The organism is Flavisphingomonas formosensis (assembly GCF_009755815.1).
GTDB classification, from domain to species: domain Bacteria; phylum Pseudomonadota; class Alphaproteobacteria; order Sphingomonadales; family Sphingomonadaceae; genus Flavisphingomonas; species Flavisphingomonas formosensis.
In genome coordinates, this window is record NZ_WRPK01000002.1 from 68,615 (window position 1) to 90,101 (window position 21,487).

22 protein-coding genes and 1 tRNA gene are annotated in these 21,487 nt (G+C 67.1%); 17 read left to right on the forward strand and 6 right to left on the reverse strand.

The window, feature by feature from the left end; translation table 11 throughout:
- Positions 1–63 precede the first annotated feature (63 nt).
- Positions 64–1,854, reverse strand: coding sequence for a peptide MFS transporter (locus GQY20_RS06480; RefSeq protein WP_157216264.1), 1,791 nt, complete (start codon positions 1,852–1,854; stop codon positions 64–66).
- A 133-nt stretch (positions 1,855–1,987) separates the two neighbouring features.
- Here GQY20_RS06480 and GQY20_RS06485 point away from each other — a divergent pair, with 133 nt between their 5' ends.
- Together GQY20_RS06485 and GQY20_RS06490 are read left to right on the forward strand one after the other, a co-directional pair.
- On the forward strand, positions 1,988–2,575 hold the full coding sequence (locus GQY20_RS06485) for a nitroreductase family protein (protein WP_157216265.1): 588 nt from the start codon (positions 1,988–1,990) through the stop codon (positions 2,573–2,575).
- A gap of 34 nt (positions 2,576–2,609) precedes the next feature.
- The gene (locus GQY20_RS06490) at positions 2,610–2,960 is read left to right on the forward strand and encodes a GntR family transcriptional regulator (RefSeq protein ID WP_157216266.1); all 351 of its coding nucleotides are present in this window, start codon (positions 2,610–2,612) and stop codon (positions 2,958–2,960) included.
- Positions 2,961–3,036: 76 nt separating this feature from the next.
- Here GQY20_RS06490 and GQY20_RS06495 read toward each other — a convergent pair whose 3' ends face one another.
- The gene (locus GQY20_RS06495) at positions 3,037–3,801 is read right to left on the reverse strand and encodes an SDR family oxidoreductase (RefSeq protein WP_157216267.1); all 765 of its coding nucleotides are present in this window, start codon (positions 3,799–3,801) and stop codon (positions 3,037–3,039) included.
- A 118-nt stretch (positions 3,802–3,919) separates the two neighbouring features.
- Here GQY20_RS06495 and GQY20_RS06500 point away from each other — a divergent pair, with 118 nt between their 5' ends.
- Positions 3,920–4,819: a LysR family transcriptional regulator gene (locus GQY20_RS06500; protein ID WP_157216268.1), complete on the forward strand. Its 900-nt coding sequence runs from the start codon at positions 3,920–3,922 to the stop codon at positions 4,817–4,819.
- A 42-nt stretch (positions 4,820–4,861) separates the two neighbouring features.
- On the opposite strand, the gene GQY20_RS06505 is transcribed toward GQY20_RS06500, so the two are convergent.
- Positions 4,862–5,215 (reverse strand): pilus assembly protein PilZ, encoded by a 354-nt coding sequence (locus tag GQY20_RS06505; RefSeq protein WP_157216269.1) that lies wholly within the window; start codon positions 5,213–5,215, stop codon positions 4,862–4,864.
- Positions 5,216–5,302: 87 nt separating this feature from the next.
- Between GQY20_RS06505 and GQY20_RS06510 the strand changes: the two genes are divergently transcribed.
- Positions 5,303–5,560 carry a hypothetical protein gene (locus tag GQY20_RS06510; RefSeq protein WP_198350857.1) on the forward strand — a complete coding sequence of 86 codons (258 nt, stop codon included), beginning with the start codon at positions 5,303–5,305 and terminating at the stop codon, positions 5,558–5,560.
- Here GQY20_RS06510 and GQY20_RS06515 read toward each other — a convergent pair whose 3' ends face one another.
- Positions 5,561–5,839: a hypothetical protein gene (locus GQY20_RS06515; protein WP_157216271.1), complete on the reverse strand. Its 279-nt coding sequence runs from the start codon at positions 5,837–5,839 to the stop codon at positions 5,561–5,563. It lies immediately after the preceding gene.
- A gap of 228 nt (positions 5,840–6,067) precedes the next feature.
- On the opposite strand from GQY20_RS06515, the gene GQY20_RS06520 reads away from it, so the two are divergent.
- From GQY20_RS06520 to GQY20_RS06550, 7 genes are all read left to right on the forward strand, one after another.
- Positions 6,068–7,357, forward strand: a complete 1,290-nt coding sequence (locus GQY20_RS06520; protein ID WP_157216272.1) for a homoserine dehydrogenase — start codon at positions 6,068–6,070, stop codon at positions 7,355–7,357.
- Positions 7,358–7,437: 80 nt separating this feature from the next.
- Positions 7,438–8,403: a class II fructose-bisphosphatase gene (gene glpX, locus GQY20_RS06525; RefSeq protein ID WP_157216273.1), complete on the forward strand. Its 966-nt coding sequence runs from the start codon at positions 7,438–7,440 to the stop codon at positions 8,401–8,403.
- 111 nt (positions 8,404–8,514) lie between these two features.
- Positions 8,515–8,799, forward strand: coding sequence for a hypothetical protein (locus GQY20_RS06530; RefSeq protein ID WP_157216274.1), 285 nt, complete (start codon positions 8,515–8,517; stop codon positions 8,797–8,799).
- A 127-nt stretch (positions 8,800–8,926) separates the two neighbouring features.
- Positions 8,927–9,409 carry a carboxymuconolactone decarboxylase family protein gene (locus GQY20_RS06535; RefSeq protein ID WP_157216275.1) on the forward strand — a complete coding sequence of 161 codons (483 nt, stop codon included), beginning with the start codon at positions 8,927–8,929 and terminating at the stop codon, positions 9,407–9,409.
- Entirely contained in the window at positions 9,409–10,353 is a 945-nt protein-coding gene (locus GQY20_RS06540) for a sigma-70 family RNA polymerase sigma factor (RefSeq protein WP_157216276.1), read from the forward strand. The genes GQY20_RS06535 and GQY20_RS06540 overlap by 1 nt, the downstream gene beginning before the upstream one ends.
- A gap of 440 nt (positions 10,354–10,793) precedes the next feature.
- On the forward strand, positions 10,794–11,411 hold the full coding sequence (locus GQY20_RS06545) for a YqiJ family protein (protein WP_157216277.1): 618 nt from the start codon (positions 10,794–10,796) through the stop codon (positions 11,409–11,411).
- The gene (locus GQY20_RS06550) at positions 11,408–13,177 is read left to right on the forward strand and encodes a flotillin family protein (protein WP_157216278.1); all 1,770 of its coding nucleotides are present in this window, start codon (positions 11,408–11,410) and stop codon (positions 13,175–13,177) included. The genes GQY20_RS06545 and GQY20_RS06550 overlap by 4 nt, the downstream gene beginning before the upstream one ends.
- Positions 13,178–13,246: 69 nt before the next feature.
- Here GQY20_RS06550 and GQY20_RS06555 read toward each other — a convergent pair whose 3' ends face one another.
- A complete protein-coding gene (locus GQY20_RS06555) occupies positions 13,247–13,924 on the reverse strand; it encodes a CDP-alcohol phosphatidyltransferase family protein (protein ID WP_157216279.1) in 678 nt (225 codons plus the stop codon).
- Positions 13,925–14,035: 111 nt separating this feature from the next.
- Positions 14,036–14,938 carry a LysR family transcriptional regulator ArgP gene (locus GQY20_RS06560; RefSeq protein WP_157216280.1) on the reverse strand — a complete coding sequence of 301 codons (903 nt, stop codon included), beginning with the start codon at positions 14,936–14,938 and terminating at the stop codon, positions 14,036–14,038.
- Between the two features lie 45 nt (positions 14,939–14,983).
- Here GQY20_RS06560 and GQY20_RS06565 point away from each other — a divergent pair, with 45 nt between their 5' ends.
- The 6 genes from GQY20_RS06565 (at position 14,984) to GQY20_RS06590 (ending at position 21,483) form a co-directional block, all read left to right on the forward strand.
- Complete coding sequence (locus GQY20_RS06565) at positions 14,984–15,640, forward strand: LysE/ArgO family amino acid transporter (RefSeq protein ID WP_232475919.1); 657 nt, start codon at positions 14,984–14,986, stop codon at positions 15,638–15,640.
- Between the two features lie 50 nt (positions 15,641–15,690).
- Positions 15,691–17,460, forward strand: coding sequence for a single-stranded-DNA-specific exonuclease RecJ (gene recJ, locus GQY20_RS06570; protein WP_157216281.1), 1,770 nt, complete (start codon positions 15,691–15,693; stop codon positions 17,458–17,460).
- A gap of 75 nt (positions 17,461–17,535) precedes the next feature.
- Positions 17,536–17,611: transfer RNA gene (locus GQY20_RS06575), tRNA-Glu, on the forward strand.
- Between the two features lie 546 nt (positions 17,612–18,157).
- A complete protein-coding gene (locus tag GQY20_RS06580; protein WP_157216282.1) occupies positions 18,158–18,670 on the forward strand; it encodes a GNAT family N-acetyltransferase in 513 nt (170 codons plus the stop codon).
- A gap of 106 nt (positions 18,671–18,776) precedes the next feature.
- Positions 18,777–20,642 carry an AMP-binding protein gene (locus GQY20_RS06585; protein ID WP_157216783.1) on the forward strand — a complete coding sequence of 622 codons (1,866 nt, stop codon included), beginning with the start codon at positions 18,777–18,779 and terminating at the stop codon, positions 20,640–20,642.
- 112 nt (positions 20,643–20,754) lie between these two features.
- Positions 20,755–21,483 (forward strand): Crp/Fnr family transcriptional regulator, encoded by a 729-nt coding sequence (locus tag GQY20_RS06590; RefSeq protein WP_157216283.1) that lies wholly within the window; start codon positions 20,755–20,757, stop codon positions 21,481–21,483.
- Positions 21,484–21,487: the final 4 nt, after the last annotated feature.

Consider the following 21,487-nt stretch of genomic DNA (forward strand, 5'->3'; position numbering starts at 1 on the left):
GGCGTGAACCCCTCCACCATCCTTCTGATGGTCCCCCTCCCCGTTCCGGGGAGGATAAGAAAGCTATTGCACCCCGTGCATCCAGCGCTTGATCAACGGCGACAGCGCCAGCAGCACGACGCCGATCCCGGCCGCGACCAGGCCGATCGTCTGGAAGACCTGGGCGTAGGTATCGAGGCTGACCTTGAGGTTGGTCACCTGTCCGCCCACCGTCTCGACGCTGGCCACCTGCGCGACCACGCCCGCCACATATTGCGCGACCGAGATGGAGAGGAACCACACGCCCATCATCATGCCCACGATCCGCGCGATCGACAGCTTGGTGATCATCGAGAGACCGACCGGCGAGATGCACAGCTCCGCGACCGAATGGATCAGGTAGAGGCCGGCCAGCCACCAGATGGCGACCTTGAAGCTGGGGCCGACCATGCTCACGCCCCAGACGAGGAACAGGAAGCCGGCGCCGACCAGGATCAGCGCGATGGCGAACTTGATCGGCACCGAAGGCTCGATCCCGCGCCGCGCCAGACCGTTCCACAACAGGCTCATCACCGGCGCCAGCGCCACGATGAAGGCGGCGTTGAAGAATTGCGTCTGGCCCGCGCTGATGCTGAACAGGCCGAAGACGGAGAGATCGGTGTTGCGATCGGCGAACAGGGTGAGCGAGGAGCCCGCCTGCTCGAACAGCGTCCAGAAGACCACGTTGAACACGATCAGCACCATCGCCGCCACCATCATCTGGAACTCGACGGCGCTGCCCTTGGCATAGGACCAGATCAATATGCCCGGCACGCCCACGAGGAAGGTACCGAACAGCAGTTTGCCCATCAGCGGCAGCGACACGATATAGCCGACGATGCCCGATCCCGGCGCCGGCTCGGGCGCGCTCATGAGGTTGGTGTAGAGGAAATAGAAGACCGGCACGACCGCCAGCGCGCAAAGGTAGATGAGCGGCGCCTTGTCCGCGCCTTCGCGCCGCGGCGGCTCGCCATAGCCCGAGAGCCGGCCACCGTCGAACTGGATCAGCAGCAGCGAAACCAGCATGCCGATGGCCGCCAGGCCGAAGCCCGCCCACCAGTCCACCGCGACGGCCAGCCAGGGGCATAGCAGCTGCGAGAAGAGCGAGCCGAGGTTGATGCCCATATAGAAGATGGTGAAGCCGGTATCGCGTCGTCGGTCCCCGGGTGCGTAGAGCTCCCCCACCATCGTCGAGATGTTCGGCTTGAAGAAGCCGTTGCCGACGGAAACCAGGCACAGGCCGATCAGCAGCACGGTCACGAACAAGGGACTGCGCTCGCCGCCCGGTTCGAAATGGCCCTTGGGCAGGCTGCGCGCCACCTGGGCGCCATCCATCAGCGAGACGCTGCCGTCGTCATTGCCCTTGATGCGCAGGCGCTTGCCGCCGTCGACCAGATATTGGGTCTCCGCACCGTCGCCGGCCGTTTCCACCTGAACTTCGTAGCGCTGCCCGTCGATCGTCGCGATCGGCTTGGCGGTGGGGCCGTGGAAACAGAGGATGAAATAACCGAGCGACATCAGAATCGCGCCGAATTTCACGGCACGTTTCGATCCCAGATATTGGTCCGCGAGATAGCCGCCGATCAGCGGCGTCAGATAGACCAGCGCGGTGTAACCGCCATAGAGGCCGGTGGCCGCGCGGTCGCTGAACACGAAATGCTTGGTGAGATACAGCGTCAGCAGCGCGCGCATGCCATAGAAGCCGAAACGCTCCATCGCTTCGGTGCTGAACAGACGGGCGAGCTGGGCGGGGTGGCCGAACCATGTCTTTCCCTCGGCAGGGTTCACATGGCTGATATCGGGCTCGATGGGAGAATCGGCGGTCGGGGTTTCCATGTCGGGAAAAGGCTCCGGAAGGGTGCGGGGCGGCCTCCGCTGTCGGGCCGCCGGTCATGACCGCGAAACTAGCGCCCAATTCGGCGCTGTGAAGACGATTGTTGCCGGGCCCGCCGGCTGGTAGCGGATGCGCATGTTCAACGACATCTCCTCTCCGCTCGCCCTTCTCGCTTCCCGCCGCTCCGGCAAGCCGCGCGACATGGTCGCCCCCGGGCCGGACGATGCGCAGCTGCGCGCCATGCTGGAGATCGCGATCCGTACCCCGGATCACGGCAAGCTGGCGCCCTGGCGGCTCGTCACCGTCGCCACCGACCACCGCGAAGCGCTCTCGACGCTGCTGCAGGATGCCTATCGCGAGGAGAAGCGCGGAGCCGGCCGGCTGGAGCTGGAGGCGATGGACCAGTTCGCCCGCCAGGCGCCGGCGCTCGTCGTCGTCCTCTCGAAACCCGCCCATGCCAGCCATATCCCGATCTGGGAGCAGGAGCTGTCGGCAGGCGCGGTCTGCATGAACCTGCTCCATGCTGCCCACGCGTCCGGCTTCGTCGCCAGCTGGCTGACCGGCTGGGCGGCTTATTCGACGCAGGTGCGCGACGCGTTCGGCGGCCATGACGAGCGAATCGCCGGCTTCATCTTCATCGGCTCGCCCTCCCGCGCGCTCGAAGAACGGCCCCGCCCCGCCTATGAAGCTGCGGTTTCCGCATGGAAAGGCATCCCTGCTTGACGCGCCATGCTGTATTAGGACAGCATATCACCTGATGATCAACGACGACCGCCCCGTCTATCTGCGCCTGCGCGACGAAATCGCCTACGCGATCCTGGAGGGCCGCTACGGCAGCGGCGATCCGCTGCCGTCTGTCCGCGCCTTCGCCGCCGAGCATCGCGCCAATCCGCTGACCGTCGCCAAGGCCTATCAGAGCTTCCAGGAGGACGGCCTGGTCGTCGTGCGCCGCGGAGTCGGCATGTTCGTGGCGGACGGCGCGGTCGAAAAGCTGCGCGCCGCCGAGCGGGAGGTGTTCCTGCGCGACCACTGGCCCCGCATCGCCGCCCATATGCGCCGCCTGGCGCTCGATCCGGCCGACCTCATCGAGCGCGAAAAGGCGCTGTAAGGGCGAGAGCTTCCGCTGGGATGACGAAGAAGAAAGCTCCAAATCAACTCCATCTGTCTTCTGTGCTCGATCAGCCTCAGCTGCGCGTGATCGAGGCGCCACCGTCGATCAGCGAAGCCGTGCCCGTCACGAAGCTCGCATCGTCCGACGCAAGATAGAGCACGGTACGGGCCACTTCCTCCGGCCGGGCGACGCGCTTCAGCGCATGCAGGCCGGTGATGAACGCCTGCTTGTCGGCGGTGTCGTTCATTTCGCGATACATGTCGGTGTCGACCGCGCCGGGCAGGATCGCGTTCACCCGGATATTGCGATCGCCATATTCGGCGGCCAGGGCCTGGGTCAGGCCGATCAGGCCGGACTTGCTCGCGGCGTAGGCGGCGACGCCCGGGAAGGAGAAGCTGTAGCCGACGAAGGTCGAGGTGAAGATCACCGAGCCGCCGCCATGGCGCGCCATTTCCGCAATCTGGTGTTTGGCGCCGAGGAAGGATGCGGTGAGGTTGATCGCCAGCGTATCGCTGAAGCCGGCTTCCGAAACCTCGCTGCTCGGCCCGCCCTCGCCGAGCGTACCGGCATTGTTGAACGCGATGTCGAGCGTGCCGAAGTGCCGCACCGCGGTCTCGACCAGCGCGCGCTGATACTCTTCCGAGCGCACATCGCCTGCCAGCGCCACGGCACGGCCGCCCGCGGCCTCGATTTCGGCGACGAGACTGTCGAGCTCGCCCTGGCGGCGTGCGCCGACGACGAGGCTGGCCCCTTCCTGCGCGAACAGAAGCGCTGTCGCGCGGCCGATGCCGGCGCTGGCGCCAGTGATGATCGCAACCTTGTTGTGAAGACGATCCATGATCCTGATCCTTGCTTGCGAAGGGCGTCGATCGCCGTTCGATGCGCAATGGATGGTGCTTTTCGATCGTTCGGGCTAGTCACCCAATTCGGGAATTATATTTCGGATTTACCGAACGATGTTCAAGCTCGAGGGAGTGGCCGCCTTCGTCGCCACGGTAGAAGGCGGTTCGATCAGCGAGGCGGCACGCAGGCTGCGGCTTTCCAAATCGGTCGTCAGCGAAAGACTGGCCGAGCTCGAGCGCGCGCTCGGTACCACGCTGCTCCACCGTACGACGCGCCGGCTGAGCCTCACCGAGGATGGCGCCACCTTCCTGAAACGCGCCCGTCTGATCGGTCACGAGGTCGAGCAGGCGACGACCGAGCTGGCCGAACGCCGGGGCACGCTGTCCGGCCCGCTGCGCATCGCCGCACCCGTCACCTTCGGCCGGCTCCATCTCGGGCCGGCCCTCTATCCCTTCCTCGCCGAACATCCCGCGATCGAGCTGACGCTGGATATGGACGATCGCCGCGTGGATGCCGTGGCGGGCGGCTATGACGCGATCATCCGCAACGGTCCGATCGCGGACAGCCGCCTGATCGTCTGGACGCTCGCCGCCAGCCGGCGCCTGCTCGTCGCCTCGCCCGTCTATCTCGAACGCAGCGGCACGCCGCGCAGCATTGCCGAGCTGGAGGCGCATCGCGGCGTCTTCTACACCAATCGCGGCCTTGCCGACTGGCGGTTCCAGACCGCCGATGGTCCGGTGCTGGTCCGCGCCAGGCTCGCGCTCGGCGTGAACAACGGGGATATGATGCGCGACGCCGCCATAGCCGGGCTGGGACTCGCCCTGCTTCCCGCGTTCGTCGCCGGGCCGGCCATTCGCGGCGGCGATCTCGTCGAAGTGCCGCTGGACGCCAGCCCCGAAGGGGAATTTCTCTACATGGCCCATGCTCACGGCCGCAGCCCGCCGGCGAAGCTGCGCGCGCTGGCCGAGCATCTGAAGCGGCGCTTCGGCGATCCGCCTTATTGGGAGGTTTAGGGTATCTGGGCCGGATGCCCTGCGCACCGGCAGGCTGAACGGTCAGCCCGCCTGGGCGTGCGCGATCGCCACGATGCGGTCGAACACCGCAATATGCAGCGGCTGCATGAATTCGCAGCCGATATGCACGTTGCTGGTCCAGGCGACGCGCGTCAGGATCGCGTCGAGGCCGGGCAGCTTGAGCCAGAGCTGCGTGCCCGTGTGGAACACCGAGGCCGTTTCGGCGCGAAAGCCGATCGTCGAGATATCGACGATGGTGACGTCTCCCGCCCGGCCGCCCCGCCGGCGCAGGCTCGCGACGAAACGCACCTCCGCGCGCGCCGCGCGGCGGATTTCCGGGGGCTGCGAACTGCCCGATCCGCTGCCGGGTCGGGACAGATCAGCGGCATGATCCATCGATAGGCTCCGTGATCGCGCGCATTCTACCATCTCGCCTTATCCTGCGATCAGGCTAAGCAAGCGTAAACGGCTCGGGAGTTCATGATGAATGCAAGATCCTGGTGTGCGCCCATCGCCCTGCTGCTGGCCGCCGGATGCGGGTCCGACGGCAGCAAGCAGGCGAATGACGACGCAGCCCAGCAGGTCTATTATCAGATCGCCGCGCAGATGCGTGCGCAGAACGCGAAGATCCTGGCTCTGGAGGTGAAGGTCGCCGATCTTCAGGCCCGGCTCGATGCCCAGGAGAAGACCACCGACGAGATGCTCGGCAAGCAGACCCTGTTCAGGCCGACTCAGCCCTGATCAGCGCAGGCCGAACTGAGCGATGCGCATCGCCTCTTCCGGATAGGCGTCCACCGGATGGCCGCCATAGGTGCCGAAGATGCGGCCATCGGCCACCGTCAGGTCGAACTGCTCGCCCGTCGCGATATTGCGGCCGCGCAGCAGCACCGCCCCTCCCTGATCGCTGCGCTGCACGATATAGCGGACCCCGTCCGCCACATAGGCACGCGGCGCCTGTGCGGCCGAAGCGGCCACCGGCAGGGAAGCAAGCAGAACAGCAGCGAAAAGCGACTTGACCATAAATCCCGTTACCTTGCCGGCGCATATCTCTTGGCAACCGGTCGCAGGCGCATATGGGAAAGCAATGTTGCATTGCAACAGGCGATCGATGGCAAAAAACAACCGTTACAGATGCAATGATTGCAATCGGCACGATCGGCCTCACCCGGGGTGAAGCGTAATTCGCCACAGGGCTGGCGCTCGGCCCGGCCGCTGGCTAGGAGGCGGCGGCATGATATGGGGAATGGAATGACGCAGCCGTTGCGCATCGCGCTCGCCGGGCTCGGCACCGTCGGCGCGGGAGTGGTGAAACTTCTCGACACCAACCGGGCGCTGATCGAGCGCCGTGCCGGCCGTCCGATCGAGATCATCGCCGTCTCGGCCCGCGACCGCACGCGCGACCGGGGCGTCGACCTCGCCCGTTTCGACTGGGTGGACGACGCCACCGCCCTCGCCCAGCGCGACGATGTCGACGTGGTGGTGGAGCTGATGGGCGGCGCGGACGGCCCCGCCCTCGTCCTCGCCCGCGCGACGCTCGCCGCCAACAAGGCGTTCGTCACCGCCAACAAGGCAATGATCGCGCATCACGGGCTGGAGCTCGCCACCGCTGCCGAAAATGCGGATGCCGCGCTGAAATATGAGGCCGCGGTCGCCGGCGGCATCCCGGTGATCAAGGGGCTGCGCGAAGGCGCGGCCGCCAACGAGATCGGCCGCGTCTACGGCATCCTCAACGGCACCTGCAATTACATCCTCACCACGATGGAGAAGGAGGGGCGCGACTTCGCCGAGGTGCTCGCCGAGGCGCAGGCGCTCGGCTATGCCGAAGCCGATCCCAGCTTCGACATCGACGGCATCGACGCCGCGCACAAGCTCTCGATCCTCGCCAGCCTCGCCTTCGGCACCCAGGTCAACTTCGCCGGGGTCGCGATCACCGGCATCCGCCACGTCATCGCCGCGGACATCGCCGAAGCGCAGGCGCTCGGCTATCGCGTCCGCCTGGTCGGCGTCGGCGAGGCCAATTCCAAGGGACTGTTCCAGCGCGTCCACCCTTGCCTGGTCCCGCTCGGCAACCCGCTCGCCCACGTCTCGGGCTCGCTCAACGCGGTAGTGGCCGAGGGCAATTTCGTCGGCCGCCTCTTCTTCGAGGGGCGGGGTGCCGGCGAGGGGCCGACCGCCAGCGCGGTGGTCGCCGACCTGATCGACATTGCCCGCGGCGAATATGGGCCTGCCTTCGCCATGCCCGTCGCCAGCCTCGCGCAGCTGCCACCCGCTGAGGCCGGCCAGCGCCGCGGACGCGCCTATCTGCGCTTTACCGTCGCCGACCGCCCCGGCGTCCTCGCCGAGATCACCGCGGCTATGCGCGACGCCGGCGTCTCGATCGAGAGCATGATCCAGCGCGGCGCCTCGGCCGACGGCGTGATCCTGGTGATGGTGACGCATGAAGGCCCGGAGCGCGCGGTGACCGATGCGCTGGAGCGGCTGGACGGGTCGCAAAGCATACTCTCCAAACCGATGCTGATGCATATCGTCGACGCGTGAAACCGTAACGTCAGGACGATCTCGACAATGTAACGGCGCTCGCTTATCGCCCATTCGACTTAGCAAGGGGACGGCAATCCATGGTGAAGGCAAGCAAGGCGCTCGATCGCGTTCTCGTTCTGGAGATGGTCCGGGTGACCGAAGCTGCAGCCATCGCCGCTTCCACCCTCATCGGCCGCGGTAATGAAAAGGCGGCCGACCATGCCGCCGTCGAAGCAATGCGCGCCGCCTTCAACGAACTCGAATTCGATGGCACGGTGGTGATCGGCGAAGGCGAGCGCGACGAGGCGCCGATGCTGTACATCGGCGAGAAGGTGGGCACCGGCAAAGGTCCCAAGATCGACATTGCGCTCGATCCGCTGGAAGGCACCACCATCACCGCCAAGGCCGGCCCCAACGCGCTCGCGGTGCTCGCCATCGCCGAGCAGGGCGGCCTGCTCAACGCGCCGGACGTCTATATGGACAAGCTGGCGATCGGCCCGGGCTATGAGGAAGGCACCGTCGGTCTCGACAAGACGCCGACCGAGAATGTGAAGGCGCTCGCCAAGGCCAAGGGTGTGCAACCCCATGAGATCATCGCCTGCGTGCTGGACCGCCCCCGCCACGAAAAGCTGATCGCCGAGCTGCGCGAGATCGGCTGCGGCATCATGCTGATCCCGGACGGCGACGTCGCCGGCGTCATCGCAGTCACCGATCCGGATACGACGGTGGACATCTACATGGGCTCGGGCGGCGCTCCTGAGGGTGTGCTTGCGGCGGCCGCGCTGAGCTGCGTCGGCGGCCAGTTCCAGGGCCGGCTGCTATTCCGCAACGACGACGAGAAGGCCCGTGCCAAGCGCTGGGGCGTCACCGATCTCGATCGCATCTATCATCTTCGTGATCTGGTGAAGGGCGACGCCATCTTCGCCGCCACCGGCGTCACCGACGGCTCGCTGCTCGAAGGCGTAAAGCGCCGCAAGGGCGGCTGCATCACCACCGAGAGCGTGGTCATGCGCGCCAGCACCGGCACGGTGCGCTGGGTTAAGGGCGAGCACCACCCCGGCTGATCCGGCGGGGGCGGGGCGGCGGCGCCCCGTCCTTCGCCGCGATGCACGCCAGACGGCTTTGCGATGCCCGGTTAGCCAGAGGTTCAGCCTCGACCGACTAGCGGATGCAGCGTGGTCCGCAATTCCCATATCCTCAACGCCGCGTCGAATCTGCTCGGCATCGCCCTGCTGATCATCACCGGCATACACATCACCAACCAGTCGCAGCGCTCGATCGCCGACGAGATCGCTTGGGCGGCTGCGGTGTGCTTCGGCCTCAGCTGTCTCCTCTCCTACCTGTCGATCCGCAAGGAAGAGGAGAATTCCCGCGCCGAAGACTGGGCGGACCGCATCTTCCTGTGCGGCCTTGCGACCTTGTTCGTGGCCGTACTCGTGCTCGCCCGCCCGTTCCTCTAATCGCGGGACCAATCGGCATCCCAAGCGGTCGCGAGAGAAGCGGCACGCACGGCTTTTTTCCGGCCGCATGTCACACGCATCACGCCTTGCTCGTCATGGCATCGGAACTCATGAAAGGAGCCCGACCATGACTGCCAAGCTCGATCTTTTTGCCGCCGCGCCCCAGCTCATGAAAAGCTGGATGGGCACATCGATGGCCATAGCCGCCAGCCTGGACGCTGCCCTCGTCGAACTGGTCAAGATCCGCGCCTCGCAGATCAACGGCTGCGCCAACTGCATCAACATGCATACCGCCGAGGCGCGGGCGAAAGGCGAGACCGAGCAGCGCATCTACCTTCTCTCCGCGTGGCGCGACGCGCCCTGCTACACGGATCGCGAACGGGCCGCGCTGGGCTGGACCGAAGCATTGACGCGACTCTCGGAAAGCCATGGCCATGCGGCCGAACGGGAAAGCGCCTATGACGCGCTGAACGCCCATTTCACCGAGGAGGAGCAGGTGAAGCTCAGCCTGATGATCAACATCATCAATGGCTGGAATCGTCTCGCCGTGGGCTTCGGGCTGTGGATCGAACCCGCAGCGGCCAAGTCAGCGCAGAAGGCGGCCGCCTGATGGCGAGGGCGGCGCGGGAGACCGCAGACGCAGCGGCGTCCTTCGATCCGTTGCGTCCCCGTCTCATCCGTGTCGCCTATCGCATGCTCGGTTCGGTCGCGGATGCCGAGGATGCGGTGCAGGAGGCCTTCATCCGATGGATGAAGGCCGATCGCGCCGCGGTGCGCGAGCCCGAGGCTTTCCTGCGCCGCACGGTGACGCGGCTCTGCCTCGATCAACTCAAATCCGCGCGCCATCAGCGCGAAACCTATATCGGCCCCTGGCTGCCCGATCCGATCGTCGAGACGGACGAGGAGGATGCGGACGAGGACGTGACCCTTCCGCTGATGCTGGCGCTGGAACGGCTTTCGCCGCTGGAGCGGGCCGCCTTCCTGCTGCACGACGTGTTCGGCCTCGCCTTCGACGAAGTGGCGGCGACGATCCGGCGCGATGCCGCCGCCTGCCGCCAGCTCGCCGCCCGCGCCCGCACCCATGTCCGCGAGGCGCGTCCACGTTTCCGGATCGAACGGCAACGCGGCCTCGCCATCGCCGAAGCCTTTTTCGCTGCATCGCGCAGCGGCGATATGAGCACGCTCGGCGCGATGCTCGCCGCGGATGTCAGCCTCCATTCGGATGGCGGCGGCAAGCGCCCTGCCGCTCCGCAGCCAATTTTCGGCCGCTCCTCGGTGATGAAGGTTCACAAGGGGCTGGCGGTACTGTTCGGCAAATATGGCTCGACCCTGATCCGCGTCGGCCTCATCAACGGCCTGCCCGGCTTCGTAACGCGCGAGTTCGATGGCGAGATCCAGACCACAGCGCTGGAAATCGAGGATGGCGAGGTCGTCGGAATCTATGTGATGCGCAATCCCGACAAGCTCCGCCACGTGAACGAACTGCTCGATCAGGCTGCATCGGCCGCCATGCCCATCGGCGATTCCGATCAAAGCCCCGGCTCACAGGGGTAGTCGTCCATCAACTTCCATGAACCCGACCAGAGACACTGCCAAGCTTACACCGCCGAGAGCATCGGGCTCGCCCACACCATTGCAAATAGCGCAATCGCATCAATTCGGGCACTGCATCCGTTGCGGTGCTGCACATCCAACACGAAACCGGGTAAATCCACGTAGTGCGCAGCGCAGCACGCAGCACCTATCGCCGCCTACCTCTACGGGAGTGCACCCCCTTTCTGGTAATTGCGCCCTCGATCGAACCTCATCAGTTCTCGCCAAGCCGCGATGCGATCAGACACCGCGCGCGGTCAGGAGCCGGCGCATGCCCCCTTGCGTCGGCTCCGTTTGGCCCGCTGCGATGCACGCCGCCAACTCTATCCGATCCGGTCCGGTTTGAATTGCCTAATCCCCTCTCGACCGGATAGTCTTCGCCCCTGACAGGGGAGAATCGAGTGCTGGAATTTCTGGGGGCGGGGGAGAATCTCGCCTTCGTCGTGGCTCTGGTCATCATGTTGCTCATCGGCGCGGTCGAGGCAATCGGCCTTGGCGTCGGTTCGCTCGGCCACGATTTTCACGTCGACACGGATGGCGACTGGCTCGGCTGGCTGGGCTTCGGCAAACTGCCCTTGCTGATGCTGCTCGTCGTCTTTCTCGCCTGTTTCGGGATCATCGGCCTCATCGGCCAGCAGCTCGCGCTCGACCATCTCGGCCGGCTGTTGCCCGCGCTGATCGCCGCGCCTGCCGCCGGCGTCGCAGCGCTCCCCGTCACCGGTCTCGCCGCACGCCTCCTCGCCCGGGTGATGCCGCGCGACGAGACGACCGCGATCGACATCGGTCAGCTCGTCGGCCTGCATGCGCAGATCACCGTCGGCCGCGCCACCCAGGGATCGCCCGCCAAGGCGCGGGTGCGCGATTTCCACGGCCAGAGCCATTATGTGATGGTCGAGCCGGACGATCCCGCCGCCGCCTTCGCCGAGGGGGACGAGATATTGCTCGTCCGCCGCGAGGGCCATGTCTTCCGGGCGATCTCGAGCGACCGCCCGCCTTTCTCGAACTGGATAGCGCGATGAGCAACCTGCCCCAGACGGCCGCCCCCTCGGGCGGCATCCTCGACAGCATCACCAGCCCCTATGTGCTGCTGCCCGGCGCCGCGATCGTCGCGCTGGTCATCCTCGGCATGATATTGGCGCGCCTTTATCATCGCGCCACCAAGGAGATCGCGTTCGTGCGCACCGGCTTCGGCGGCGAGAAGGTGGTGATGAACGGCGGCGCGCTCGTCCTGCCCGTCTTCCACGAGACGATGCCGGTCAACATGAACACGGTGCGCCTGGCGGTGGAGCGCAAGAATTCGGACGCGCTGATCACGCTCGATCGGCTCCGCATCGACGTGAAGGCCGAATTCTACGTGCGCGTCCGCCCCGATCGCGAGGCGATCGCGATGGCCGCCCAGACGCTCGGCATGCGCACCATGCAATCGGAGCATCTGAAGGAGCTGGTCGAGGGCAAGTTCGTCGACGCGCTGCGCTCGGTCGCGGCCGGCATGACGATGAACCAGCTGCACGAGCAGCGTTCGGATTTCGTACAGAAGGTGCAGCAAGTCTCGTCCGCCGATCTCGCGATGAACGGGCTCGAACTGGAATCGGTGTCGCTGACCGGCCTCGACCAGACCTCGATCGAGCATTTCAACGCGAACAACGCCTTCGATGCCGAGGGCCTGACCAAGCTCACCGAGCAGATCGAGCTGCGCAAGAAAGCGCGCAACGATATCGAGCAGGATACCCGCGTGCAGATCGAGGCCAAGAATCTGGAAGCGCAACGCCAGTCCCTGCTGATCTCGCGCGACGCGGAGTTCGCTCGGCTGGAACAGGAGCGCGAGGTCGGCATGCGCCGCGCCGAGCAGGCCTCCGAGCTGTCGCGCCAGGCGTCCGAGCGGCAGCGCGAGGCCGATCAGGCGCAGATCACCGCCAAGCAGCAGACCGACGCCGCCCAGATCGAGGCCGACCGCGCCGTGCAGCAGGCGAAGATCGCTCAGGCCCAGGCGCTGGAGATCGCCCGGCAGGAACAGCAGATCGCGGTGCAGAATAAGAGCCGGGAGGAAAGCCAGGCCAAGGCCGAGGCCGACAAGGCCCGCGCCGCCTCCGTCGCCGCCGAGGAGCAGGTGGTCACCGCGCGCGAGACCGAGGTGGCCGAGCGCGCCAAGCGGATCGAGCTGATCGAGGCCTCCAAGGAGGCCGAGCGCCAGGCGATCGGCATCAAGGTGCAGGCCGAGGCCGAAAAGCAGGCCGCATCCGACCGCGCCGCCGCCCTGCGCGCCGCGGCAGAGGGCGAAGCCGAGGCCGAAAAGCTGCGCGCCGAGGCGGCGCGCGTCCGCTTCGAGGTGGAAGCGGCGGGCCAGCGCGCGGTGAACGAGGCCGCCAACCTGCTCTCCTCCGACCAGATCTCGCTGCAGGCGAAGCTGGAATTGCTGAAGGTGCTGCCGGAGATCATCCGCGAGGCCTCCAAGCCGCTGGAATCGATCGATTCGATCAAGATCGTCCAGGTCGACGGCCTGACCGGCGGAAGCCAGGGCGATGCCGGCGTCGTGCCGAACGGCAGCGAGCAGAATCTCGCCAACTCCGCCGTCGCCGCGGCCCTGCGATACCGCGCCCAGGCGCCGGTGATCGACGGGCTGATGAAGGAGCTTGGCTTCGACGGCTCCTCGCTCGATTCGATCGTCGCCAGCGCTTTGCCGGCGGCTCCGACCGGCACCGTCCCGACGTCCCCCGGATCAGCGCAGGCGGCGACGATCCGCGGAACAATCACGCCAAACAAGGCCGTTCGCGCCGAGCGGGAGTGAACCGGAACCGGGATCGGGTCGGCATGAGCGTTGCCGCCCGGCTATCAGCCCGCGACGGCAATGCGCCGTCTACTCGCCGAGCGACGCAAGCCGGCGAGCAGTCACGAACGTCTGGATCATGAACAGAAGGACGAGGATCGAGCCCACGGCGCCGACCAGCAGATCGAAGCCGGAAATCGCCCCGAAGGCTCCCGGAGCCGATCCGAGACGCAGCATCGCGAGGGTCAGACCGATCAGCAGCAGACGCAGCTCGGTGGGTCCGGCAGCCAGGTAGGAAAGCTTGAACTCACCGGAGACCCGCGCCGACAGATAGGCATGGATCGAGAGGAGCAGATAGCCGGCCAGAGCGAACAGCGCGACGTCCAGCCGCACGAAGGGACTCAGCCCAATTCCGGCAAGGATGAGGATCGTCGCGATACCATCACAGCTGTGATCGATGAAATATCCATATTGGGGCCGCTCGATCGCACGATATCGTGCCAGGCTGCCGTCCATGGAATCGCCGAACCACTGGACCACATAGCCGAGGATAGACAGCCACAGCCACGACGCATCGGCTTGGCTCGCCCAATAGCCGGCGAACACCGCCATGGCCCCCGCCATCCCGCAGGCCGTCAGGCTGTCCGGCGTCACCCACGCCGGCATTCGCGCGCATAACCATGTCAGGAGGCGACGCTCCGACGAGGCCAGGACGTTCGCCTGGATACGCCGGACAGGCCGAGGGCTGGGGCCGGACTTCTTTATCATGCCGTCTTATGGTGAAGTCCGGTCGACGAAGCAACGCGCAGACCAGTCAAGCCGAGCGCTTCACACGCTGAGCTCGAACTGAGGCCCCTCCGGATCGGACGGTCCGAATCGCTACCCGCCTTTCACCAGCGTCTGTCTCGCCACCCGCGACACGGTGGCGCTCAGCCGTTCCAACAGCTTGGCGCCGAGCCGCGAATATTGCCAGTAAAGCGGCATATCCACCTGCTTGCCCGGCATCAGCTCGACGAGGCGGCCGGCATCGAGATGCGGCTGGGCGATGACCAGGGGATGCAGGCCCCAACCCAGCCCGGCTATCGCCATATCGAGAAAACCCTGAGTCGAGGGGATCCAGTGGATCGGCGCGGCAAGCTCGATTCCCAGGCTTCCCCGCACCCATTGCGATTGGAGTATGTCGTTGCGATCGAAACGCAGCACCGGCGCATGCGTCAACGTCTCGGCGGTCACGCCTTCGGCGAAATGGCGGCGCGCGAAATCCGGGCTCGCCGCCGCCACATAGCGCAGCGACCCCAGCGCCAGGATGCGGCAGCCCTGGACCGGCGAAGCATCGGCCGTGATCGCCGCGAACACGTCGCCCGAGCGCAGCCGCTCCGCCGTCAGCTTCTCGTCATCGAGCACAAGGTCGAGCAGCGCGCCGGTTTCCTCCGCGAAGGCAGCGGCAGCCGGCGGGAACCAGCTCGTCAGGCTGTCGCCGTTCACGGCGATGCGGATCGTCGTCGCCGATGCGCCATGCGCTCCCGCAAGCTCCGGCAGGCGCGCGGCCAGCTCACTCTCGAGCAACGCCACATGCTCGACATGGGCGCAGAGCTGCGCGCCGATCGCCGTCGGCGCGCAAGGATGGCCGCGCACGATCAGGACCGCGCCCAGCCGCTCTTCCAGCGCACGCACCCGTTGCGACACCGCAGAGGGCGTGACGCCGAGCGCGGTGGCCGCCCGTTCGAAACTCCCTTCGCGAAGGATGGCGGTGACGGCCGCAAGGGCAGGATAGTCGAGCATAGGATTAGTCATACTTCATCACGTTTAGGAAAATAAGCTGGCCTGATGATCCGCCGCCATGGCAGCGGCGCTTTCACCATGATCGACCCATCCGCCTTTGCCCGGGGCTTCGCCCTCTCCGCCGCCCTGATCGTCGCCATCGGGGCACAGAATATGTTCGTCCTGCGGCAGGGCCTGCGCCGAGAGCATGTCGGCCCGATCGTCCTGTTCTGCGCGGCCTGCGACGCGCTGCTGATCACGGCGGGCGTCACCGGGCTCGGCATGGTGCTGCGCCTCGTGCCCGGCCTCGCGCTGATCCTCTCGCTCGGCGGCGCGTCCTTCCTGGCCTGGTACGGCGCGACCGCGTTGCGCCGCGCCACCCAGCCCGACGCGATGATCCTCTCGGACCAGGCGGCCGCGATGCCGCTCGGCGCGACGCTGGGCCGCGCGGCGGGATTCACCCTGCTCAATCCGCATGTCTATCTGGACACCGTGCTGCTGATGGGCACGGTCGGCTCCTCGCAGGCGGCGGGCACCCAGCCGATCTTCATCGCCGGTGCGGCGAGCGCGAGCGTGATCTGGTTCACCAGCCTCGGCTATGGCGCACGGCTGCTCACTCCGCTGTTCGCACGGCCAATGGCATGGCGCGTGCTCGATCTGCTCGTCGGCCTCACCATGCTAGGCTTGGCGCTCGGCCTGCTGATGCACCTCGTGCGAGGCTGATCGTCGCACAGGCGATTCCCAAGCACCGGGCGATCCGCTAGCGTCCGGCGATGCCTGCACCCTCCGCGCTCAACATCTCGCGATCGATCCTCGGCCAGCCCTGGCGCTGGCGCGGCACGGAGACCGACGGGCGCGATCCCGATTTCCAGCCCGACGATCTCGTCGCCTCACTGCTGCTCGCCCGCGGCGTCACGCGCGAGGCGATCGAAGCGCATCGCCTGCCGAGCATCCGCGGTTTCATGCCCGACCCATCCATCTTCCGCGACATGGATGTCGCTGCCGAACGCATGGCCGATGCGGTCATGCGCGGCGAGCCGGTGACCATCTTCGGCGATTACGACGTAGACGGCGCGACCTCCGCCGCGCTGCTGATCCGGCTGCTCCGCGCACTGGGCAGCAATCCCGCCGCCTATATCCCCGATCGGCTGATGGAGGGCTATGGTCCCTCGGGCGAGGCGCTGGTGCGCATCGCGGCTGGCGGCGCGCGGCTGATCGTCACCGTCGATTGCGGCGCGCAGGCTTTCGAGGCGCTGGAGATGGCCAATGCCGCCGGCGTCGACGTGATCGTCGTCGATCATCACAAATGCGCGAGCGCCCTCCCCCGCGCGCTCGCGCTGGTCAATCCGAACCGGCTCGACGAGGGGGACGGCGCGGCGCATGGCCATCTCGCCGCGGTCGGCGTCGCCTTCCTGCTCGGCGCCGCCTTGCTGCGGACTTTGCGCGGGCGCGGCTGGTTCGCCGCGCGACCCGAGCCCCGGCTGCTCGACCTGCTCGATCTCGTCGCGCTCGGCACGGTGGCCGATGTCGCCCAGCTGCGCGGCCTCAACCGCGCCTTCGTGGCGCAGGGCCTCAAGGTGATGGCCAATCGGCGCAACATCGGTCTCGCCGCGCTGATCGAGGCCTCGCGGCTCGATCGTGCGCCGACCTGCACCGATCTCGGCTTCGCCTTGGGGCCGCGGATCAATGCCGGCGGGCGGGTAGGCAAGTCCGATCTCGGCGTGCGCCTGCTCACCACCGAGGATCGCGCCGAGGCGCAGGCGATCGCCGCCGAGCTCGACCGGCTCAACGAGGAGCGCCGCGCCATCGAGGCACTGGTGCAGGAGCAGGCCGAAGATGCCGCGCGCAGCCAGGATAATCGCGCCGTCATCGTCGTCTCGGGGCGCAACTGGCATCCCGGCGTGATCGGCATCGTCGCGGGCCGCCTCAAGGAAAAGCTCGGCCGGCCGGCGATCGTGATCGCCGATGATGGCGAGGGCACGGGCAAGGGATCCGGCCGCTCGATCGGCGGTGTCGATCTCGGCGCCGCGGTGCTCGCCGCCAAGGACAGCGGTCTGCTCGTCGCCGGTGGCGGCCATGCCATGGCGGCGGGGCTGACCGTCGCCAGCGACCGTGTCGATGCCTTTGGCGAATTCCTCGACGCGCACCTTGCGAACGACGTCGCCCGCGCGCGCGATGATCGCGCGCTGCTGCTCGACGCGGTGGTCGCCCCTGGCGGTATCGGCCCGGCGCTGGTCGAGGCGCTGGAAGCGGGTGGCCCCTATGGCGCCGGCTGGCCGGCCCCGCGCGTCGCCGCCGGTCCGGTGCGCATCGTCAAGGCGGACATCGTCGGCAACGGCCATGTCCGCGCGATCGTCTCCGGCGACGACGGCCGCTCGATCAAGACGATCGCCTTCCGCCAGGCCGACACGCTGCTCGGCCAGGCGCTGCTCGGCGCAGGGAGCGGCCGCCGCCTGTGGGTCGCGGGCCGCGCGCGGATCGACGACTGGGGCAGCCGTCCCGCCGCCGAGCTGCATCTGGAGGATGCCGCCTGGGCGGATTGAACTTCCCGACATTTGCCGCCGCGATGGGGTTGACCCCACCGCCCACCTGCCTTAAGCGCCCCCCACGCCGGTGACGGCCCCTTCGTCTAGCGGTCTAGGACGCGGCCCTTTCACGGCTGAAACACGGGTTCGATTCCCGTAGGGGTCACCAACCTTTTCAATGGTTTAGCAGAACCCGCCAGTTCGATCAGAGCAATGTCGTCGGAAAGGCGGCACGTTCGGCGCCCGCTTTTCGCCGGCGACCTACGGCGAAACCTAGCGGACGATGCGAAGGCAAGCCGCAACATTCCAGGGGTCTCCAAAGACGCCCGCTTGGATCGCTACCGCAAATCTATCGCGACAGTCGACGACAGGCGGCGCAGCTGCCGAGCACCGGCGCATATAGACGATCGCACAGGTTCGCGGATTTTGACCCCGGTCAAAGTGTCCCACCATATGGCAGCTAGATTTGCTCCGGTTCCAGACGACCGGAGACAGACCATGTTGAGCTTCATCGGCACCCATTTCGTCGACCTGATCCTGACCGCAGGCACCCTGTTCATCGGCACGCTGCTTTGGGTGAGCGTCGACGACGCACATCGCGGCGGCGCGTGACCGGACGGCGATTACGGGACAGTACGGATGGCTGCAGTCCGCCTTGCCCCGCTAAGTGCGCACCACGGTCCAACCCGGACCTAATCCCTCAAGGACGGTGCACATGCTTTCCGCAGAGCCGCAGACCCTGAAGACCAGAACCGGGATCGCTATCCGCGTCCGGCCAGCCGAACCATCCGACGAGCCTCTGCTCGCGCGATTCTTCGAGTCCGTCTCGGCGGACGATCGGCGCTTCCGTTTCCTCACTGCAACCGATCATGTCGGCCACAGTCAGCTCGCGCCGATGACGGAATGCGACCATTGGCAGACCGAAACCTTCGTCGCCTTCGAAGAGGGGGACGCCCTGCCCGTCGCCACCGCGATGCTGGCGTGCGACCGCAGCATGACGAGCGCCGAGGTCGCGATCTCCGTGCGTGCCGACCGCAAGGCGCTGGGCATCGGTTGGACGCTGCTCGATCATGTCGCGCGTGCGGCGCAGCGGCGCGGCATCCGCGTGCTCCAGTCGATCGAGAGCCGCGACAATCATTCGGCGATCGAGCTGGAACGGGAAATGGGCTTTGCCGCCCGGCCCGTCGAGGGCGATCCGACCCTGGTGCTGCTCGAAGCCCGGTTCTGACGGACAGAGGCGCCTGACGGATGGTCAGCACTGTGCCAATCCGTTAGGAGCTCGCGCGGCGGCAGCCGACCGTTTGCGATATGGCCGGCACCGGATGGGGAGGATGATGTCGGAACGGTATCGCGCAACCTACGAGCGCAGCATCGTGGATGCCGAGAGCTTCTGGCTCGACGCGGCGAAGGCGATCGACTGGATCGCGCCGCCGCGCACGGCCTGGTCCGATCGATCGGGCTGGTTCGCCGGCGCGACGCTGAACAGCTGCTACAATGCGGTCGACCGCCATGTCGCCGCCGGTCGTGGCGGCCAGACGGCGTTGATCTACGACAGTCCGGTCACGGGCACGATCCGTCATTACAGCTATGTCGAGCTGCTCGACCAGGTGAGCGCTACCGCCGGCATGCTGGAGCGGCTCGGCGTGGGCAAAGGCGATCGCGTCGTCCTCTACATGCCGATGATCCCCGAAACGGCGTTCGCCATGCTCGCCTGCGCACGGCTGGGCGCGATCCATTCGGTGGTCTTCGGCGGCTTCGCTCCGCCCGAGCTCGCCAAGCGCATCGACGATGCCCGGCCGCGCCTGCTACTGACCGCCTCCTGCGGCATCGAGGGCAGCCGGCAGATTGCCTACAAGCCGCTGGTCGATCAGGCGCTGGCCCTCGCCGCCCATGCCGTCGAGCATGTCGTGGTGATGCAGCGGCCGATGCTCGCCGCCGAGCTCACCGCGCCGCGCGATCTCGACTGGTCCAAGCTGCTCGCCGATTCCGAGCCCGTGTCCTGCGTGCCGGTGGCGGCCGAGGATCCGCTGTACATCCTCTACACGTCGGGAACGACGGGCACGCCCAAGGGCGTTGTTCGCGACAATGGCGGCCACGCCGTCGCGCTGACCTGGAGCATGCGGCACATCTACGGCATCCGGCCGGGCGACGTGTTCTGGGCGGCATCCGACGTCGGCTGGGTCGTCGGGCACAGCTATATCGTCTACGGGCCGCTGATCGCGGGCGCGACGACCATCCTGTTCGAAGGCAAGCCCGTCGGCACGCCCGATGCCGGGACCTACTGGCGCACCATAGCGCGCCACGGCGTGGAAATCTTCTTCACCGCGCCGACGGCGATGCGCGCGATCCGCAAGGAGGATCCCGACGCCCGGCATCTCAAGGCCATCGGCACCGGCAACTTGCGCGCCGTCTTCCTGGCCGGGGAGCGGGCCGATCCGGACACGCTGGCCTGGGCCGAGGCGGTGACGGGTCTGCCGGTGATCGACCATTGGTGGCAGACCGAGCTCGGCTGGCCGGCGGCGGCCACCTGTTTTGGGCTCGGCGACACACGCCGCCGTCGCGGCAGCGCCGGCTTTCCCGTGCCGGGATATGTTTTCGATATCCTCTCCGACGAGGGCACGCCGGTGCCGGCCGGCGACACGGGCCATGTCGTGCTGAAGACGCCGCTGCCGCCCGGCTGCTATCGCAGCCTGTGGAACAACCCGGCCGGCTATGCAAAATCCTTCGCCACCTTCGACGGCTATTATGAGACCGGCGATGCAGGCCATGTCGATGGCGACGGCTTCGTGAACATCATGGGCCGGACCGACGACATCATCAACGTCGCCGGCCACCGGCTCTCGACCGGCCAGATGGAACAGATCGTAGCGAGCCAGCCGGAGATCGCGGAATGCGCGGTGATCGGCGTGGACGATGCACTGAAGGGCATGGTGCCGGTCGCATTCGCCGTCACCAAGGCAGGGATCGAGGCGGACGGCGCGCTGCCCGATGCGATCGTCGCGCGCGTCAGGGCCGAACTGGGTGCGGTGGCGGCGTTGCGCGAGGTGCACGTGGTGCGAGCCTTGCCCAAGACGCGTTCCGGGAAGATCCTGCGTGCCGTGCTGCGCTCGCTCGCCAATGGCAAGGATGTGGCGACCCCGCCCACGATCGAGGATGCCGATGTACTGACCGAGTATCGACGGCTCTTCCGCCTGGGCTGAAGGACGCCCCCCTCGCGTGCCATCCGTACATCTGCGGATAGAGGGCCGGCCGCGGAACGCCGATCAGGCCCCTTGCGAGCGGGGCGTTTCCCGCATCAGATGGGGGTGATCGATGTTCGAAACTGCCGGCACGACACGGGATGCGGACGAAACAGCGGATAGCACGCACGGCTGCGAATCCTGCGGCGTGCGTGCCCGCGCGATCTGCTGCTCGCTCGATGGCGCGGCGCTGGCCGAGCTGCATCGGCTCGGGCGTCGGGTGCATGTCCGCCGCGGCCAGACACTCTTGTGGGAAAGCGACGAATCGGTCCTCGTCGGCAATGTACTGGAGGGCATGTTCAAGCTGTCGACGATGACGAGCGACGGGCGCGAGCAGATCGTCGGCATCGTCTTCCCGTCCGATTTCATCGGCCGCCCCTTCGGCCGGGACAGCCAGCAGACCGTGACGGCGCTGACCGACGCCAGCATCTGCGTGTTCCGCCGCGGCGCGTTCGACGGCTTCGCCGAAGAGCACCCCGGCATCCAGCAGGCCTTGCTCCGCCGCACATTGGACGAGCTGGACCGCGCGCGCCGCTGGATGCTGCTGCTCGGCCGGATGACTGCCACCGAGCGTGTGGCGAGCCTGCTGGTCGAAATGGCCGACCGGCTGGGCGGCGCGAGCGGCAGGGAGATCATGCTGCCGCTCAGCCGCCAGCAGATGGGCGACCTCCTCGGCCTCGCCATCGAGACGGTGAGCCGCGCGATGACCCGGTTCAAAGATGCGGGCGTCATCGCCTTGCCAGGCGGCCGGCGGCTCGCCGTGCGCGACCGGGCCGGGCTGCGGCGACTGGCTTCTGCCTGATCGC

What these genes read in the sequence shown, in the direction of transcription:
- GQY20_RS06480 (WP_157216264.1), bottom strand. Translation starts at nt 1,854, where the DNA reads ATGGAAACCCCGACCGCCGATTCTCCCATCGAGCCCGATATCAGCCAT.
- GQY20_RS06485 (WP_157216265.1), top strand. Translation starts at nt 1,988, where the DNA reads ATGTTCAACGACATCTCCTCTCCGCTCGCCCTTCTCGCTTCCCGCCGC.
- GQY20_RS06490 (WP_157216266.1), top strand. Translation starts at nt 2,610, where the DNA reads ATGATCAACGACGACCGCCCCGTCTATCTGCGCCTGCGCGACGAAATC.
- GQY20_RS06495 (WP_157216267.1), bottom strand. Translation starts at nt 3,801, where the DNA reads ATGGATCGTCTTCACAACAAGGTTGCGATCATCACTGGCGCCAGCGCC.
- GQY20_RS06500 (WP_157216268.1), top strand. Translation starts at nt 3,920, where the DNA reads ATGTTCAAGCTCGAGGGAGTGGCCGCCTTCGTCGCCACGGTAGAAGGC.
- GQY20_RS06505 (WP_157216269.1), bottom strand. Translation starts at nt 5,215, where the DNA reads ATGGATCATGCCGCTGATCTGTCCCGACCCGGCAGCGGATCGGGCAGT.
- GQY20_RS06510 (WP_198350857.1), top strand. Translation starts at nt 5,303, where the DNA reads ATGAATGCAAGATCCTGGTGTGCGCCCATCGCCCTGCTGCTGGCCGCC.
- GQY20_RS06515 (WP_157216271.1), bottom strand. Translation starts at nt 5,839, where the DNA reads ATGGTCAAGTCGCTTTTCGCTGCTGTTCTGCTTGCTTCCCTGCCGGTG.
- GQY20_RS06520 (WP_157216272.1), top strand. Translation starts at nt 6,068, where the DNA reads ATGACGCAGCCGTTGCGCATCGCGCTCGCCGGGCTCGGCACCGTCGGC.
- glpX (WP_157216273.1), top strand. Translation starts at nt 7,438, where the DNA reads ATGGTGAAGGCAAGCAAGGCGCTCGATCGCGTTCTCGTTCTGGAGATG.
- GQY20_RS06535 (WP_157216275.1), top strand. Translation starts at nt 8,927, where the DNA reads ATGACTGCCAAGCTCGATCTTTTTGCCGCCGCGCCCCAGCTCATGAAA.
- GQY20_RS06540 (WP_157216276.1), top strand. Translation starts at nt 9,409, where the DNA reads ATGGCGAGGGCGGCGCGGGAGACCGCAGACGCAGCGGCGTCCTTCGAT.
- GQY20_RS06550 (WP_157216278.1), top strand. Translation starts at nt 11,408, where the DNA reads ATGAGCAACCTGCCCCAGACGGCCGCCCCCTCGGGCGGCATCCTCGAC.
- GQY20_RS06555 (WP_157216279.1), bottom strand. Translation starts at nt 13,924, where the DNA reads ATGATAAAGAAGTCCGGCCCCAGCCCTCGGCCTGTCCGGCGTATCCAG.
- GQY20_RS06560 (WP_157216280.1), bottom strand. Translation starts at nt 14,938, where the DNA reads ATGCTCGACTATCCTGCCCTTGCGGCCGTCACCGCCATCCTTCGCGAA.
- GQY20_RS06565 (WP_232475919.1), top strand. Translation starts at nt 14,984, where the DNA reads ATGATCCGCCGCCATGGCAGCGGCGCTTTCACCATGATCGACCCATCC.
- recJ (WP_157216281.1), top strand. Translation starts at nt 15,691, where the DNA reads ATGCCTGCACCCTCCGCGCTCAACATCTCGCGATCGATCCTCGGCCAG.
- GQY20_RS06580 (WP_157216282.1), top strand. Translation starts at nt 18,158, where the DNA reads ATGCTTTCCGCAGAGCCGCAGACCCTGAAGACCAGAACCGGGATCGCT.
- GQY20_RS06585 (WP_157216783.1), top strand. Translation starts at nt 18,777, where the DNA reads ATGTCGGAACGGTATCGCGCAACCTACGAGCGCAGCATCGTGGATGCC.
- GQY20_RS06590 (WP_157216283.1), top strand. Translation starts at nt 20,755, where the DNA reads ATGTTCGAAACTGCCGGCACGACACGGGATGCGGACGAAACAGCGGAT.